Origin of the sequence: Glaciimonas sp. CA11.2 (genome assembly GCF_034314045.1) — a bacterium.
Taxonomy (GTDB): domain Bacteria; phylum Pseudomonadota; class Gammaproteobacteria; order Burkholderiales; family Burkholderiaceae_D; genus Glaciimonas.
In genome coordinates this window covers 4,215,040-4,232,589 of the sequence record NZ_JAVIWL010000001.1, presented here as the reverse complement: position 1 = coordinate 4,232,589, position 17,550 = coordinate 4,215,040, and the positions used below count along the sequence as shown (strand labels likewise).

General features: G+C 47.9%; 15 protein-coding genes. 14 read left to right on the top strand and 1 reads right to left on the bottom strand.

The genetic code is table 11. From position 1 onward, the window contains the following. Positions 1–63 precede the first annotated feature (63 nt). From RGU75_RS18360 to RGU75_RS18315, 10 genes are all read left to right on the top strand, one after another. Complete coding sequence (locus RGU75_RS18360; protein WP_322238436.1) at positions 64–480, top strand: Mth938-like domain-containing protein; 417 nt, start codon at positions 64–66, stop codon at positions 478–480. After that, positions 473–2,266, top strand: coding sequence for a glycosyltransferase family 39 protein (locus RGU75_RS18355; RefSeq protein ID WP_322238433.1), 1,794 nt, complete (start codon positions 473–475; stop codon positions 2,264–2,266). Before RGU75_RS18360 ends, RGU75_RS18355 begins: the two co-directional genes overlap by 8 nt. A gap of 5 nt (positions 2,267–2,271) precedes the next feature. Further along, positions 2,272–2,643, top strand: coding sequence for an EamA family transporter (locus tag RGU75_RS18350; RefSeq protein ID WP_322238431.1), 372 nt, complete (start codon positions 2,272–2,274; stop codon positions 2,641–2,643). Positions 2,644–2,803: 160 nt separating this feature from the next. Next, complete coding sequence (locus RGU75_RS18345; protein ID WP_322238429.1) at positions 2,804–3,940, top strand: DegT/DnrJ/EryC1/StrS aminotransferase family protein; 1,137 nt, start codon at positions 2,804–2,806, stop codon at positions 3,938–3,940. Positions 3,941–3,955: 15 nt separating this feature from the next. Beyond that, positions 3,956–4,912: a glycosyltransferase gene (locus tag RGU75_RS18340; protein WP_322238427.1), complete on the top strand. Its 957-nt coding sequence runs from the start codon at positions 3,956–3,958 to the stop codon at positions 4,910–4,912. Next, positions 4,909–5,802 (top strand): formyltransferase, encoded by an 894-nt coding sequence (locus RGU75_RS18335; RefSeq protein ID WP_322238425.1) that lies wholly within the window; start codon positions 4,909–4,911, stop codon positions 5,800–5,802. Before RGU75_RS18340 ends, RGU75_RS18335 begins: the two co-directional genes overlap by 4 nt. A 159-nt stretch (positions 5,803–5,961) precedes the next feature. Then, positions 5,962–7,017: a bifunctional UDP-4-keto-pentose/UDP-xylose synthase gene (locus tag RGU75_RS18330; protein ID WP_322238423.1), complete on the top strand. Its 1,056-nt coding sequence runs from the start codon at positions 5,962–5,964 to the stop codon at positions 7,015–7,017. A 168-nt stretch (positions 7,018–7,185) separates the two neighbouring features. Then, on the top strand, positions 7,186–8,130 hold the full coding sequence (locus RGU75_RS18325; RefSeq protein ID WP_322238421.1) for a polysaccharide deacetylase family protein: 945 nt from the start codon (positions 7,186–7,188) through the stop codon (positions 8,128–8,130). Between the two features lie 69 nt (positions 8,131–8,199). After that, positions 8,200–8,676, top strand: coding sequence for a peroxiredoxin (locus RGU75_RS18320; protein WP_322238419.1), 477 nt, complete (start codon positions 8,200–8,202; stop codon positions 8,674–8,676). A gap of 234 nt (positions 8,677–8,910) precedes the next feature. After that, positions 8,911–10,638 carry a PhoH family protein gene (locus RGU75_RS18315; RefSeq protein ID WP_322238417.1) on the top strand — a complete coding sequence of 576 codons (1,728 nt, stop codon included), beginning with the start codon at positions 8,911–8,913 and terminating at the stop codon, positions 10,636–10,638. Positions 10,639–10,820: 182 nt separating this feature from the next. Here RGU75_RS18315 and RGU75_RS18310 read toward each other — a convergent pair whose 3' ends face one another. Beyond that, positions 10,821–11,918, bottom strand: a complete 1,098-nt coding sequence (locus tag RGU75_RS18310) for a sigma-54 dependent transcriptional regulator (RefSeq protein WP_322238415.1) — start codon at positions 11,916–11,918, stop codon at positions 10,821–10,823. Positions 11,919–12,480: 562 nt separating this feature from the next. Between RGU75_RS18310 and RGU75_RS18305 the strand changes: the two genes are divergently transcribed. From RGU75_RS18305 to RGU75_RS18290, 4 genes are all read left to right on the top strand, one after another. Beyond that, on the top strand, positions 12,481–12,969 hold the full coding sequence (locus RGU75_RS18305; RefSeq protein ID WP_322238413.1) for a MarR family transcriptional regulator: 489 nt from the start codon (positions 12,481–12,483) through the stop codon (positions 12,967–12,969). A 95-nt stretch (positions 12,970–13,064) separates the two neighbouring features. Beyond that, positions 13,065–14,618: an efflux transporter outer membrane subunit gene (locus RGU75_RS18300; protein ID WP_322238411.1), complete on the top strand. Its 1,554-nt coding sequence runs from the start codon at positions 13,065–13,067 to the stop codon at positions 14,616–14,618. Further along, on the top strand, positions 14,615–15,862 hold the full coding sequence (locus RGU75_RS18295; RefSeq protein ID WP_322238409.1) for an HlyD family efflux transporter periplasmic adaptor subunit: 1,248 nt from the start codon (positions 14,615–14,617) through the stop codon (positions 15,860–15,862). The genes RGU75_RS18300 and RGU75_RS18295 overlap by 4 nt, the downstream gene beginning before the upstream one ends. Positions 15,863–15,967: 105 nt before the next feature. Then, positions 15,968–17,536 carry a DHA2 family efflux MFS transporter permease subunit gene (locus RGU75_RS18290; protein WP_322238407.1) on the top strand — a complete coding sequence of 523 codons (1,569 nt, stop codon included), beginning with the start codon at positions 15,968–15,970 and terminating at the stop codon, positions 17,534–17,536. Positions 17,537–17,550 lie beyond the last annotated feature (14 nt).

Genomic DNA, 17,550 nt, shown 5'->3' with positions numbered 1-17,550 from the left:
TTTTACGGGAATTGGCGGACTGTAGACGGTCTAATAGCAGTCAATCACGCGGAGAATCAGACTATGAAGCTTCATCACACTACTACACAACAATATCAAACCGTAACCGCTTACGATGACGACGGTGTCGACATCAACATGGTGCGTTTTAATTACAGCCTTCTCGTTTTGCCTGAATTACCGCCAGTCGCCTGGCCTGTTCGGAGCTTTGATCGACTAGACCCCGAACACTTCGCACATATCGGCAGTACCAATCCCGACGTGGTAATACTAGGTACAGGCAAACGGCAGCGCTTCATCCATCCCAAATTGACCACCGTACTGACTGCACGTCGTATCGGCGTGGAGTGTATGGATAATCAGGCGGCATGCCGAACATACAACATTTTGATGGCTGAGGGCCGCAAGGTCGCCTTAGCATTAATTTTCGAACTAGTCGTTCCGACACCACCAACCAAGGAACTCGCCAAAGATGCGTGAACTGCATAAATCCAAAACCTTCGTATGGGTGTTGTTTCTCCTGTTTTGCATCATTTGGTGCTACATGTTAGGTGCAAGGACGTTAGTCCCGAGCGATGAAGGTCGCTACGCTGAAATGGCGCGCGAGATGGTGGCCACGGGCGACTGGATCACATTGCGATTAAATGGTATCAAGTATTTTGAAAAGCCACCTCTACAAACCTGGATGAACGCATTGACCTTTCAAGTGTTTGGCCTGGGTGAATGGCAGGCACGTTTGTGGACTGGTTTATGTGGTTTGCTAGGAGTTGTGCTGGTGGCATACACCGGCCGTAAAGTATTTTCGGAACGGATTGGATTTTTTGCCGCCTTGGTGCTTGGCTCCAGCTTTCTGTGGGCTGGGTTGGGTCATATCAATACGCTTGATATGGGCCTCGCTGCGATGATGACACTTTCGCTGTCTGGCTTACTGTTGGCACAGCGTACTGACGCCACTGCTGCACAACAACGCAACTGGATGCTGGTGTGTTGGGCGGGCATGGCCTTGTCTGTGCTGTCGAAGGGACTTATTGGCATACTTATACCTGGTGCTGTTCTTGTGCTCTACACCGTGTTTTCACGCGATTGGGCGATCTGGAAACGCTTGCATCTGTTAAAAGGACTGATCCTGTTTTTTGTGATCGCCACCCCTTGGTTTGTTCTAATTACGCTCAAAAATCCCGAGTTTCCGCAATTTTTCTTCATCCATGAGCAGTTCCAGCGGTTCACCAGCAAGATTCATCATCGTTATGGACCACCCTATTACTTTGTACCAATTTTGCTGTTGGGCATTATTCCATGGTTAGGCGTCCTTTTCCAGAGTTTATGGAACGGTGCACACGAACGCAACGCAGCATCCGGCTTCCAGCCGAAAAAGATGTTATTAATTTGGACACTGTTCATTTTCGTCTTTTTCAGTATTTCTGACTCGAAGCTGCCGTCTTACATCTTGCCGATTTTTCCGTCGTTAGCTTTACTCATTGCTTGCCATCTGGATAGAGCCTCAAACAAGGCAATCAATGCCTCGGCATTAGTCTTACTTATTCCTGGCTTGGTCGGTGTAGCGCTCGCCTGGAAAATACCTTCTCTGGCAAAAGATGCATTCTCCGCACCACTCATGGCGGCTCATGTTCCATGGGTATTTGCGGCATCGGTCATTGCTTGCATTGGCGCTGTCGCCGCCTTGCTCCTTTCACGTCGTCAAAAAGAATGGGCAATTGTGGCTTTGGCTGCCAGCGGTTTTGTGGGTGGACAGCTCCTAATGTATGGACATGATCCGCAAGGTCGTTACTCAGCTGGTATCGACATGGTTCCTGCGATTGAGGCCGAGTTGACGCCAGAAACCCCCATTTATGTTGTAGGGAAATATGAGCAGTCATTGCCATTTTATCTACGTCGCACCATGATTATGGTGCAGCATATGGATGAACTCGAGTTCGGTCTCACGCAAGAGCCGCAATTATGGATTCCGACAGTCGATGCGTTTGCGGTGAAGTGGACTGCAGACCACGCGGCTGGCAAGAAAGATGTTGCGATCATGCGCCCCGAAAATTATGTCGAGTTGCAAAAAAGTGGCATCCCAATGCGTGTCATTGCGCAAGATCCAAGGCGTGTAGTAGTAACTAATGCAATGCTTAAACCTAGTGAAAAATCGAATCCAGCTAATGTTCCTAAAATGGGAGGAAATCCGGCTTCGCCTGAACCATCGTCGTCCATGTCAGATGCCGATGCCACATCACCCACATCAATTTCGTCCCAAAAGGAATAGGGCCCATGAATATTACGACCTTCGGCTTTATTTTGACTGGTGTATTGCTCAATGCATTGGCACAATTACTCCTTAAAGCAGGAACCAATGCAGTCGGCGCCATTCACTTGACGAGCGAAAACTGGTTTCCAACCGGCATTAAACTGATCACGCAATTGCCGATCCTCGGTGGTTTGACCTGCTATGTTATTTCAGTTGGTGTCTGGATCATCGGACTTTCCCGCGTCGACGTAACCATCGCTTACCCAATGCTTTCGTTGGGTTACATCGTCAGCGCGATTGGCGCGTGGTACTTTTTGGGTGAAGTCATTTCGGCGCAACGAATAATGGGGATTGGCGTCATTATTGTCGGTGTTGTGTTACTCACGCGCAGTTAAATATAGGCGGTAGCAGGCTTTGGAGTGCAGAACTCGCCGAAGCTTTCTCCAGCCAAGTCCGAGCTATAGTCGCGTTATACTTAACCCGCTATTTTTAACATTTGAATTTATTTCCATCAATTGGAATTTATTTACTTAAAATATTGTGATCCACATCGCTATGAGCCAACAACCATTTCTCCCATTCTCCAAGCCAACCATCGACGAAGACACCATCGCCGCAGTGAGCGATGTGTTGCGTTCTGGCTGGATCACAAGCGGGCCTAAAGTACAGGCTTTTGAAAGTCAGTTATCTACCTATTTTGGTGGTCGTCCGGTGCGGACCTTCAACTCCGGTACCTGCACGATGGAAATTGCATTACGGATCGCTGGCATTGGCCCCGGAGACGAGGTCATTACAACACCGATTTCTTGGGTTGCCACCGCCAATGTCATTATTGAAACTGGTGCAACACCGGTATTTGCTGATATCGATCCACTTACCCATAATATCGATCTGGACAAGCTGGAAGCCGTCATTACACCTCGCACCAAGGCAATTATTCCTGTTTATTTGGCTGGCTTGCCAATCGACATGGATCGCCTGTATGCGATTGCTAAAAAATATAATCTGCGCGTAGTAGAAGATGCCGCGCAAGCACTCGGCTCATCCTGGAAGGGGCAGCGCATAGGCTCATTTGGCGATTTTGTTTCTTTTAGCTTCCAAGCCAATAAAAATATCACGTCTTCCGAAGGCGGTTGTTTAGTATTAAATAACGCCGAAGAAGCCTCGCTAGCCGAAAAATATCGATTGCAAGGTGTAACCCGCCAGGGTTTTGATGGCATTGATGTTGACGTCTTGGGCGGGAAATTTAACATGACTGATATCGCCGCCGCGATCGGCCTTGGACAGTTTGCGCATATTGACGCCATTACAGCGCATCGGTGCCAGTTAGCAAAACACTATTTTGATTGTTTCGGAAACGACTTTACCGAAAAATACGGCGCTGAGTTGCCGATTGCCGATTTCGAAAACAGTAACTGGCATCTGTTCCAGCTGATATTGCCAGAACGGTCAGACGGTAAGCCAGCGCGCGCGACTTTCATGGAGCAAATGCAAGCACTTGGTGTGGGCGTTGGCTATCACTACGCCCCGATACATTTGTTTACCATGTACCGTGAGCGTGGCTTCAAAGAAGGCATGTTTCCAGTCTCAGAACGGGTCGGTCGGCTCATCGTGACGCTGCCAATGTTCAATGCGATGAAAAGCAGTGATGTCGAACGCGCTGTGGACGCGGTAAAATCTGTGCTTAAATAAATTTGCAAAAGATTCATGAAACCAGAAATCAGCGTTGTCATCCCGGTTTATAACGAGGAATCCGGCCTCGCCCAGTTATTCGCGCGCCTTTATCCGGCGCTCGACGCACTCGGCACATCTTATGAAATTGTTTTCGTCAATGACGGCAGCCGCGATACGTCAGCCGCGGTTTTGGCCGAGCAGTTCCGGTTACGTCCGGATGTTACTCGGGTAGTGTTGTTTAATGGCAATTTTGGCCAACATATGGCGATTCTCGCGGGCTTTGAAAGTAGTCGGGGTGAGATTATCATCACATTGGATGCTGATCTTCAAAATCCACCAGAAGAGATTCGCCATCTGGTTGCCAAGATGCGTGAAGGATATGATTATGTCGGATCGATACGCCGACAGCGCCAGGACTCGATATGGCGCACCATTGCCTCCAAGGTAATGAACCGAATACGCGAAAAAATCACACATATCAAAATGACAGATCAGGGCAACATGCTGCGCGCATACGGACGCAACGTTGTTGATTTGATAAATCAATGCAAAGAAGTCAATACTTTCGTCCCTGCACTGGCATACACATTTGCCCGCAAACAGACCGAAATCACTGTTGAACATGAAGAGCGCTCGGCTGGTGAATCTAAGTATTCACTGTATAGTCTCATTCGGTTGAATTTCGATTTGATAACGGGCTTCTCCCTGATTCCGTTACAGTTATTTTCACTCGTTGGTATAGTGCTGGCTTTTGGATCTGCCGCGTTGTTCATTTTGTTGCTAATACGGCGCTTCGTGTTGGGCGCAGAGGTTCAGGGACTTTTCACGTTGTTCGCAATCAACTTTTTCCTGATGGGGATGATTTTGTTTGGCATCGGTTTAGTAGGTGAATACGTCGGTAGGATTTATCAGCAAGTGCGTGCACGTCCGCGATATGTCATTCAAGCGGTGCTGGAGCGAACCAGTCCTGAGGATATGGGCGCATCATGAAAGCGGTTGTCTTTGCTTACCATAACGTCGGCGTACGTTGTCTGAAGGTGCTTTTGGCGCGTGGCGTTGATGTAGCGTTAGTCGTCAGCCACGAGGACAATCCGCAAGAAACTATCTGGTTCGACTCGGTTTCAGCCTTATGTCAAGAACAGGGTATTCCGGTCGTTACACCCGCAGATCCGAGCGACCCAGAGCTATTTGCACAAATTTCCGTTTTAAAACCTGATTTTATTTTCAGTTTTTATTACCGTCACATGTTGTCCGTTAAATTGTTAGCGCTCGCCACACATGGCGCTTTCAACATGCACGGTTCATTGTTGCCAAAATATCGGGGACGCGTACCGATCAATTGGGCAGTGTTACACGGTGAAACCGAAACCGGCGCGACGTTGCATAAAATGGCGCTCAAACCTGATGCCGGTGTTATCGTTGCACAAACATCAGTCCCTATTTTGCCTGACGATACCGCTCACGAGGTATTCGGCAAAGTAGTCGTAGCGGCTGAGCAGACGCTATGGAATGCCCTACCAGCGATGTTAGCGGGCGCAATACCGGCAATCCCGAACAATCTATCGCAGGGAAGCTATTTCGGCGGTAGAAAGCCAGCTGACGGCAAGATAGACTGGCAACAAACAGCACAATCAGTGTACAACCTGTATCGTGCAGTAGCGCCGCCCTATCCCGGCGCATGGACTGTCTTGGACGATGTTACTTTTGTGATAGAAAATGCCCGTCTTTCTAAAATCCCGATGACAAATTTGCCTATCGGCCTGGCGGTGGTGGATAATTGCATTTTTGGGGTGTGCGGCGATGGTCGCGCGCTGTTAATCAAAAGTTTGTCAGCGAATGGGAAGGCCGTGACAGCGCAAGCGCTACAAACGATGCTTTAGTAGATTTACAACAAAACAATCTGGCAATGTCGCCCGCCCTTCGACTATTTATCGAAGCGAAGTCTCAAACTATCGTGCTTATAAAAAATAGCAGCGTTTAAGATTTTGGCGGTGACGCACTGTACCAATTAGAACAACAACCTATTAAACGATATCAATATGAAAAAAGTTCTTATTCTCGGCGTTAACGGCTTCATCGGCCACCATCTATCCAAGCGTATTTTGGACACCACCGACTGGCACGTATACGGTATGGACATGATGACCGACCGTATTACTGATCTGCTGGAAAACGAAGAATACAAATCGCGCATGCACTTCTTTGAAGGCGACATCACCATCAACAAGGAGTGGGTCGAATATCACGTCAAAAAATGTGACGTCATTCTACCTTTGGTCGCCATCGCGACACCGTCAACGTACGTCAAAAAACCATTGCGTGTCTTCGAACTAGATTTTGAAGCAAATCTACCGATCGTGCGATCAGCAGCAAAATACGGTAAACATTTGGTATTTCCTTCGACTTCTGAAGTTTATGGCATGTGCCATGACGAAGAGTTCGATCCAGAAGCATCTGAATTAATTTGCGGCCCGATCAACAAACCACGGTGGATTTATTCTTGCGCCAAGCAATTAATGGATCGCGTGATCTGGGGTTATGGCATGGAAGATGGCCTGAACTTCACCTTGTTCCGTCCATTCAACTGGATTGGCGCTGGCCTGGATTCTATCCATACGCCAAAAGAAGGTAGCTCCCGTGTAGTAACGCAATTCTTTGGTCACATCGTTCGTGGCGAAAATATTTCTCTGGTCGACGGTGGCGAGCAAAAACGCGCGTTCACGTATATCGACGATGGTATCGATGCATTGATTAAAATCATCGCTAATAAAGATGGTATTGCTAGCGGCAAAATCTACAATATTGGCAACCCGATTAACAACTATTCCATCCGTGATCTTGCGGACATGATGTTGAAATTGGCTGCCGAGTACCCTGAATACGCAGACTCTGCCAAGGACGTTAAACTGATCGAAACGACTTCCGCTGAATACTACGGAAAAGGCTATCAGGACGTGCAAAACCGTGTGCCAAAAATCACAAACACTTGCGATGAGTTGAACTGGAAGCCGACGACCAATATGGCGGATACTTTGCGCAATATTTTTGATGCTTATCGCGGTCAGGTCGCAGAGGCGCGTGCCTTGATGGATTAAACTAACGTGTTAATAGGCGTAATCTGTTTCCTTGCGCCTATTAACAAGTCACCAAAGATTAAATTCGTTTCATTATTGCTGCTGCTGACTAACTCATAGTCACAAAAAAACAGCTCTCCTTCAACCGCGCTACGCGGGTCAACACCACCTTCAGGTATTACACCAACCTTGGCTCTCCTTACCCTAAAAATCGACGCTGACACCTATCGCGGCACGCGCGAGGGAATACCTAACCTGGTGCGTCTGCTCACCAAATATCAAGCCAATGCAACGTTCTTGTTTTCGCTTGGTCCAGACCATACCGGTTGGGCATTAAAACAGGTATTCAGACCGGGTTTTTTCAAAAAAGTGTCGCGTACCTCAGTCGTTGAGCATTACGGCCTCAAAACACTGATGTACGGCGTTTTATTGCCAGCACCAGATATCGGGAAAACCTGCGCGAGTTACATGCAGGCCGTACACGCGGCAGGTTTTGAGTGTGGCATCCATACCTGGGATCATCGTGTCTGGCAAGATCACGTGCGCCACAGGGGCGCGGCATGGACTCAAAGTACGATGCAACGGTCATTTGATCGCTTCAAAAATATTTTTGGCTTTGCTCCCAAAACACATGGCGCTGCCGGTTGGCAAATGAATCCCTATGCTTTCGAACAGCTTGAAGTTTTTAACATAGCTTACTCATCCGATGGCCGGGCTATGCTAACCGAATCTGGCGCATTAACTGACCAATTGGCTGGGCCACATCGCTTAAGTGTAAGCGGCGTAACGTTACCTTGCGTGCAGCTTCCAACCACCCTGCCGACGTTAGACGAACTACTGGGACGCACGATCAATGGTGTTGAGTTGAACGTTGTAAATATTGCGGCACACTTGCTGAAATTAACGGCCGAGCCACGAGATCATGTATTTACATTGCACGCGGAACTTGAAGGACAAAAACTCGCCCCAATATTTGAACAGTTGCTGCAAGGATGGCGGGCGCAAGGTTATGAGTTGGTTTCCATGGAAGACTATTATCTGAAGATAAAAGATCAGTCCATGCCTACTTTGCCGATGCACTGGGCAGAATTGCCAGGCCGTTCTGGCGACATGATCATGCAAGCCAGCGTTTGATGCAATTAACTGCAATCTCTCTGAGCTGGTAATTATTTTATATATTTCATTCAGAGAAGAGGACAAAAAGTGACAGATCAAGCATCCATCATTAACATGACTGTTCCCGAATTTTCCGCGCCGATGACTGGCAACCAAACATTCATATTGTCCAATTTTCTTGGAAAAAACCTGGTTCTGTATTTTTATCCAAAAGATAATACCCCGGGCTGCACAACGGAAAGTATTCAGTTCCGTGATCTTTATTCTAAATTTCAAGAAAGCAACACATTTATATTTGGAATCAGCCGCGACAGTATCCGTTCGCATGAGGGTTTTAAAGCTAAACTAGACATGCCGTTCGACTTAATTTCAGATCCGGACGAGATTTTATGCACGATGTTTAATGTGATGAAAATCAAAAATATGTACGGCAAAAAAGTGCGCGGTATCGACAGAAGTACGTTTGTGATTGACGGCGCTGGCATATTGGTGAAAGAATGGCGGGGAGTGAAAGTGCCTGGGCACGTCACGGATATACTTGATTTTGTGAAAACTATAACTTGAGTTTCTAAATCATTGAATTCTAAAAAATTATTCCATGGAAAGCCGTTTGAGGAAAAGGTCTTAGGCCTTCTCAAACGGCTTTTTTACTTTGCGATTTAACGATTTTCTACAATCTAGACATAGCCGTTCCTCTTTTTACATGTATTTTGTTGTTTTTTAAGGTTGTTTCACTGGTTGGTCTGGTTCGTTTTTATCATAACGAACTATTTTTTCATCACTAAAGCGAGGTTTTTTATGCCCCTACCAAAACTACCGACCAAACCCGCTGCCCTACTCTCCGTTCAGGATTACCCCAAAGCGGAAGTTGGCAAAACCGTCAAGCCGCGCATTGCAATCGTGGAACCAGTTAACCGCCCGGTTCGTACTGCGCCAGTAGCAAAACTGATAACCGCTCCAGCACCACAAGCGCGTAATAAGCCAGTTCAGACTCGCCCCGTTGAGAGCCGTAAGACCGATAAAGCACCAAGCGATAACCCGCGCTCAGTAGTAGATAAAACCGTTAAATCGACAGAAGGTCGTCCCAAATCAAGTACCAGCCGTGCGGCTGATAAGTCAGGCGTAACAAAACTGTTTGTGCTCGATACCAACGTATTAATGCATGATCCGAGCTCATTATTCCGTTTCGAAGAGCACGATATTTACTTGCCGATGGTGACGTTGGAAGAACTCGACAACCATAAAAAAGGCATGTCGGAAGTTGCGCGCAATGCGCGTCAGGTATCCCGCTCGCTTGACGCACTCGTAGGTGACGTAGTCGATGACCAGATTGATCATGGAATTCCGTTATCAAAACTAGGTAATAAGGACGCGAAGGGTCGCCTGTTTTTCCAGACCAAACTTCAAAACGGAACACTCCCTGAAGGCTTGCCTGTCGGCAAAGCCGACAATCAGATCCTGGGCGTGGTGCGCGCACTTGAAGCCGAGACACCAAGTCGGCCGGTGGTGCTGGTGTCCAAAGACATCAACATGCGCATTAAGGCCCGCGCTATGGGTCTTCCAGCAGAAGATTATTTCAATGATCATGTATTGGAAGACACCGATCTGCTGTACTCCGGTATTCAGCAACTACCGGATGATTTCTGGATCAAGCACGGCAAAGGGATTGAGTCGTGGCAGGAAAACAAGCTCGGAACCGGCTATACCTTTTATCGTCTGACAGGTCCTTTGGTCCCCTCTCTACTGGTTAATCAGTTCGTATTTATCGAGCCGAAAAACGGTGAAGCTGCGTTCTACGGGCAAGTGACGCAGATCAATGGCAAAACCGCTGTGCTGCAATCGCTACGCGACTACGCGCATGCAAAAAATAGCGTGTGGGGCGTCACGGCACGTAACCGCGAACAGAATTTCGCCCTGAATTTGCTGATGAATCCGGAGTGTGATTTTGTCACATTGTTAGGACAAGCAGGTACTGGAAAAACGCTATTAGCATTAGCCGCAGGTCTGGCCCAGGTGCTGGAAACCAAAACCTATAACGAGATTATCGTTACGCGTGTCACGGTGCCGGTCGGTGAGGATATCGGTTTTCTGCCAGGTACAGAAGAAGAGAAAATGGGTCCGTGGATGGGTGCATTCGACGACAATCTCGAAGTGCTCAACAAATCGGACTCCGACGCGGGTGAATGGGGCCGTGCAGCAACGCAAGACCTGATTCGCTCAAAGATCAAAATCAAGTCGCTTAACTTTATGCGTGGTCGGACCTTTGTTAATAAGTTTTTGATCATCGACGAAGCACAAAACTTGACACCAAAACAAATCAAAACATTGGTAACTCGCGCAGGTCCGGGAACCAAAATTATTTGTTTGGGCAATATTGCGCAAATCGATACGCCTTATCTGACCGAAGGTTCCAGCGGCTTGACTTACGTCGTTGATCGTTTCAAAGGTTGGTCGCACAGTGGTCACGTTACATTGGCACGCGGTGAAAGGTCACGTTTGGCAGATCACGCGAGTGAAGTATTGTAATGCCTGTAAGTTAAGCTATCCGGGCCAAGAAGGTGGGTTCAGTAGTATATAAAAAGGGAGCAATTCAATTGAATTGCTCCCTTTTTTATTAACTAATTTTTTATTTATATCAGACAGCCATGGCAACAATGCAATCGCGCAATGTTTCACCGTTACAGATATTTGACCGAGTTTACTAGTACTTAACCGATTAAACCAAATCGTTTCAAATGGGTTCTAAGCATGTTGCGAGTAACCCCTAAGACCTTTGCGGTTTGTACCTGATTTTGATTACAACCTGCAAAAGCGGTATGAACCACCGCTTTCTCGACGGTTTCGAAGAGATTAGGTTGCGCAAATTGGATGCACTCTGCAATTAAGGCTTCTAGTCGATGTTGCATCTGTGTCGCGGAGCCATTAATCGATTGATCTCTCTGTGGTGAGGAAGTAGGCGTAAATTCGGCCGTATCATGTGACTCGAAGTTGGGAGAGCGCTGCATGTTACCGGCAAGCTTTAAATCATCCTTGATGATCACATTTCCATCACAGACGATAAGTGCGTAATGGATTACGTTTTCTAACTCACGAATATTGCCCGGCCAGTCATAAGCTTCAAGCATCTTTTGTGCAACAACACTTAAGGTTACCCCCTCCAAGTGCAGTCTTGTACTGTAGGTCTCAATGAAGTGGCGTGCCAGCGGTAAGATGTCACCGGATCTGGCACGAAGCGACAACATATTTACCGTCGCGACGCTAAGACGATAATATAAGTCAGCACGAAATCTGTTGTGGAATATTGCCTGTTGCAAGTCGACGTTGGTGGCCGCAACCAATCGCACGTCTAGCGGAATCGGGCGTCGCGAACCTAGTCTGACGACCTGACGTTCCTGCAGCACGCGTAATAACTTCACCTGCAAAGAAGCCGGTAACTCTCCAATTTCATCAAGAAATAAAGTCCCTCCGTTGGCGGCTTCAAACCATCCTGAACGGGCATGAGTAGCGCCCGTAAATGCGCCAACTTCATGACCGAACAATTCCGCGTCCACCAACGTTTCACAGAACGCGCCGCAATTTACTGCAATAAAAGGGCCAGTACGGCCACTTTGGACATGGATGTGTCTGGCAATTAATTCTTTACCGGTGCCTGTGTCGCCGGTAACTAATACAGTCGCATCGCTTAACGCGATCCGCTCAACCTGTTTTAACAATGCCGTGGAGCGTGGATCGTGGAACAGCATGGCTTTAGCGCGTGCTGAAGGAGGTGCAGCTAATTGCTCAGGAAAAGTCAGAAGTTTATTCAAAACATGTTCCACCGAACCGTCAATTTTTAAGATTAACAGTAATGTTACCTAGAAGGAACGTTTGATTTATAAATAATTTATATGATTTTTAGCTTGATCATTTCATCAACAACTATCGGTTTTTTGTTCTGATAGTTTTCTATTTGAAACTCTTTTGTTGATGTATCGAGATGGACCACATTTGCCCAAGATGGTGCGTACTCATGCCCTGGATTTGTTGGGCTTATTTGTATCACATGCATCCTATGCATACGTGAGCCCCCTATTTTGGTGCGCGTGGAGATGGCATTTGGAATAAAAAACCAAGCTTCTCCGCCCCAAAAAAATTTATGAAAAACAACACTTCGTTGTTATCTACCGTCGATTTATATGGAGGATGCCCTCTATTTTGTGAGGATAAAAAACAACGTTTAAGACCTAGGCTATCTTAATATGCCATCTTAATCAGGACTATTAACACCAAACACACTTATACAACTGGTTTTTGACGATAGCAACTGGCTGCGTGTTTCCTTAAACTCCTGTATATTCTTGCCTAGGCAATGATTATTAAAGAAACTAAGTGACCAATCCGGCTGAAATTTCACCCCTTTTCGCAATCGATACGTATCAAATCGAAGATAGCATCGGCTACTTATTAGCGCGCTCGCGCACTATGCTGATGAAAAGCTCAGACGATTTATTAAGCAAATTTGGCATAACACACGCGCAGGGAGCCATTTTATTAATGCTTTCCACCGGGAAGTATTTAACAGCCGCAGACTTAACCAGAGAAACGTACACCGATGCGGCTTCGATGAAGCGGATGATTGATAGGTTGGCGTCGCGTGGGCTGATCCTGCGTGAGCCATGCCCGCAAGATCGGCGTTTAGTAAAGTTGGGGCTTACCGATGACGGTGCAGAACTGGCAAAAAAGATACCGTCGGTTTTTTGTGATGTACTAAATCAACATTTTGTTGGATTTACCCCAGAAGAGATCGGTTTTTTAAAGTCCCTATTGCGACGTGTGCTGGCAAATAACCCACAAAATCCAGCCGTGAAAATTCATTGACCAGACAACAAAAAATTAATCCGGCAATTATTGCCTACGTGACATCTTCTCTAAAAATGCCATCATCAACGAATGCAGCTAAACAAATCATTCCAATGAACACTCTTCCTAATTCTTTTCGACCCGCATTATCCTCCATGCGCCTGCAGCGCCTCGCTATCTCTGTGACCGCTATCCTTTTGTCGGCTTGTGCCAATATGAGCGGTATTCAAACAAGTGCTCACTCCAATACCGCGGCCGACTATGCCACTGCGACATCGCTTCCAGACCAAGGTGGCCAATGGCCTGACGCTTCGTGGGTAACGAGTATTGGCGGCGCTCCGCTACAACAACTCACTGATGAAGCTTTGGCCGGTAACCCAGATCTGCAAGTCGCAGCAGCCCGTGTCGCAGCGGCACACGCAATGGTTGAAGCAGCGGGTGCAAGTTCCAAGCCACAGGTTGGAGCCAGCTTTTCATCCACGCGCCAACGATTCACTGAAAACAGCATCTATCCACCACCATTTGGTGGCGCGTACGTAACGGATAATGAATTGGCGCTGAACTTTTCGTATGATCTTGACTTTTGGGATAAACATGGCGCGGAATTGCGGTCTGCGCTGTCTCAAAGTAAAGCAGCAGAGGCTGAACATTATGCTTCGCGTCTCATGCTGACCACCGCAGTCGCCAAGGCATGGATTCAATTGGCAAGACAATATGCGCAGCTGGATTTAACCAATCAACAATTAGCTTTACGCGATCAGTTAGACCGTTTGACGCAACAACGTTTTGCTGCCGGCCTTGATACGCAAAGCGACAATCAACAAAGTCGCTTACAAGTAGCCAATTTACTCTCCGAACACGCTCAATGGAATGAAGCCATTGCCTTGACCCGCAACCAATTGGCGGCGCTGCTCGGGCAAGGACCAGACCGTGGTTTGCTGATTCCCCAACCATCACTGCCAGCAGAAACAGCTATCACTCTGCCCGACCAGTTGCCAATGGGATTACTCGGGCGACGCGCTGATATTGTGGCTGCACGCTGGCAAGTCGAAGCCGCTCAAAGCGATATTAAAGTGGCAAAAACTGAGTTCTATCCAAACGTCAATTTATCGGCGATGATCGGACTTTCAAGTTTGGGCTGGACCAACTTTTTAAGCAAAAGTAGTATGGTCAATGGAATCGGTCCCGCTATTCACTTGCCAATATTTGAAGGCGGCGCGTTGCGTGCTCAGTTGAAAGGCCGTGTTGCCGCTTACGACGGTGCCGTTGCAACCTATAACAAAGCCCTCACCGATGCACTGCACGAAGTCTCGGATCAGGTACAGTCGTTGCGGGCAGCTGAGATTGAAAAAAATAATCAGGCCGCAGCAACTCAGGCTGCTGAGCGTGGCATGAAGCTCGCGCAGCAACGCCAGCAAGTTGGTACTGCCAACATGCTCCAAGTTGTAGCCACGCAAATCACCTATCTCTCACAGCGCAAATTCGAGCTCGATACGCTTGCCCGTCGCGCTGATTTGAGGATAGGTCTGATCAAGTCATTAGGTGGTGGTTTTGATGCCAACACTGAAGGGCTGTCCCCAGCGGCGATCAGCACTACCGATGCAAAAAAAACCAGCAGCAATAATCCATTGTCAAACCGTCCACCTCTTGTGAATGCAGCGTCATGAATACACCTAATCAAACTCCGCAAGACTCTAACAATGCTGCACCTCCCGCCAGTGCTGGCGTGCCTGACGTCGAACAGCCAATTGAGACCAAAGGCAAGCGCCGTGGACTTCTCATCGCTTTTACCGTCCTTCTTTTGATTTTATTGATTGCGTATGGCATTTGGTGGGTGATCTTTGCTCGTCACTTCGAAAGTACCGACGACGCGTATGTCTCAGGAAACGTAGTGCAGGTCACGCCTCAGGTTAGCGGTACTGTCATTGCGATCAATGCCGACGACACCGAATTGGTCACTGCGGGCGTACCTCTCATCAAATTGGATCAAGCGGATGCCAAAGTTGCACTCGACCAATCGGAAGCCCAACTGGCACAAACTGTGCGCGAAGTACGTACATTGTTTGTCAATAACAGCGCCTTGAACGCAAACGTCACAGCACGTCGTGCGGACGTTGAAAAAGCACGCGCTGATTTGGCCCGCCGTCAGCAATTAATCGCCACAGGTGCTGTATCCAAGGAAGAGTTGGAGCATGCAAAAGTTGCCGTTCAAGCTGCCGATGCGGCACTATTAGCGACCAGCGAACAGCTCGCATCCAATCGCGTACTGACTGACAAGACAACAGTGGCGCAACATCCAAATGTGCTGCACGCTGCAGCTCAGGTGCGCACCATGTACCTGAACTTCGCACGGACAACATTGCCGGCGCCAATCACCGGCTACATTGCGAAACGTTCAGTACAAGTCGGCCAGCGTGTAGCCGCCGGAACGACGTTGTTATCAATTGTGCCGCTGAATGCATTATGGGTAGATGCCAATTTTAAGGAAGTGCAAATCGCGAATATGCGCATCGGTCAACCGGTGACATTAGTGTCCGATTTGTACGGCTCGAAGATCGAATATCACGGAACAGTTTTAGGCCTTGCAGCCGGAACAGGTTCTGCCTTCGCACTGTTACCAGCACAAAATGCCAGTGGCAACTGGATCAAAATCGTACAGCGTATTCCGGTGCGCATCACCCTCGATCCAAAAGATCTGGAATCCCATCCACTACGGATCGGCGTCTCAATGGATGTGAAGGTCGATATCGCTAAAACCGAAGGAACTTCATTGACTGCAGGCTCCGCAGCCAGGACTGTGCCTGCTTACAAAACCGAAGTATTCGACAAATCTGGCCAGGAAGCCGATGCGATTATTAGCGATATTATCGCCGCCAATAACGCACCGAATCCTGCCGTTGCTGCACATTGAAACCTGTGACATCTGGCGCCATGCAAATTTCTAATATCTCTAAGCGCATCACTTTTCAGAAAATTCATGGCGTATTTTGTACAATAACCGAACCGGAATGCATGCATGAGTTCCCCTAACCGACCACATCAGCCGTTGCAACCCTTGCAACCGTTAACGGGTGGAAAACTGGTTCTTGGCACGGTAGCCTTGTCGCTAGCCGTGTTCATGAACGTACTCGACTCGTCGATTGCAAACGTCTCTATCCCTGCTATCTCGGGAGATTTGGGCGTCTCCCCGCAACAAGGAACATGGGTTATCACTTCGTTCGCGGTTGCGAATGCAATTTCGGTTCCGCTGACCGGCTGGTTGACCCAGCGCTTTGGTCAGGTCCGATTATTTATCACCTCAATTATCCTGTTTATCCTGTCATCAACGCTGTGCGGGCTCGCGCCAAGCATGGAAGTGTTGATTGCAGCACGGGTTTTGCAGGGCGCTGTTGCTGGACCAATGATTCCGTTATCCCAATCGCTATTACTAGGGAGTTATAAGCCCTCAAAAAGCGGAATGGCCCTGGCGTTCTGGGGGATGACGACGCTTGTAGCGCCCATCATGGGGCCGCTGTTAGGCGGCTGGATTTCCGACAATTACACTTGGCCATGGATTTTTTATATCAACATTCCAATCGGTGTATTTGCCGCTTGGGCAACATGGTCTATCTATAAAACACGTGAATCTGCGACCCGCAAGCTACCTATTGATGCGGTCGGTCTAGGGCTTCTTGTAGTCTGGGTGGGATCGCTACAAATCATGCTGGATAAAGGCAAGGAGCTGGATTGGTTCAACTCCGGACAAATTGTGATTCTGACTGCGGTAGCGGTAGTCTCCTTCATCTATTTTGTGATTTGGGAACTAGGCAGTAAGCATCCAGTCGTTGACTTATCGCTATTCAAAAGTCGCAACTTCAGCGGCGGCGTGATCGCAATCTCAGTCGGTTATGGCCTGTTCTTTGGTAGCTTGGTGATTCTGCCGCTATGGTTGCAAACGCAGCTTGGATATACCGCCACACTGGCGGGTGAAGTCATGGCACCCGTAGGTATTTTTGCGATCATATTGTCCCCGTTGATTGGTAAATTATTACCTAAAATTGATGCACGTTGGGTGGCGTCTGCAGCGTTCCTGATCTTCGCGTTAGTGTTCTTTATGCGCGCAGGATTTACACAGAATGTTGATACCATGCGGCTAATGATTCCCACGGTGATTCAGGGTGCTGCGATGGCAATGTTCTTTATCCCTTTGACGTCGATTATCTTGTCAGGTCAACCGCCTGACAAAATTCCAGCGGCTGCGGGTCTGTCAAACTTTGTTCGAATCATGTTTGGTGGGATTGGAACGTCGGTCACTAGTACTTTTTGGGATCGCCGTACAGCGCTGCACTATTCACAATTATCGGAACATAGTGGACCAACAAATGCGGCCTTTGTAGATGCTGTCCACGGCCTGACCGCGCAAGGAATGTCTCCGCAAGGTGCATATGCTGTTATCGACAGATTGATGACAGTTGAAGCCAGCACAAAAGGTGCTACAGACATTTTTTGGATATCAGCGATCTTGTTTTTATTTTTAGTAGCGCTAGTGTGGTTAACCAAGCCTATACGGTCAACTGGACCTATTGATGCAGGCGGCGCTCATTAGACCTCGATAGAAGA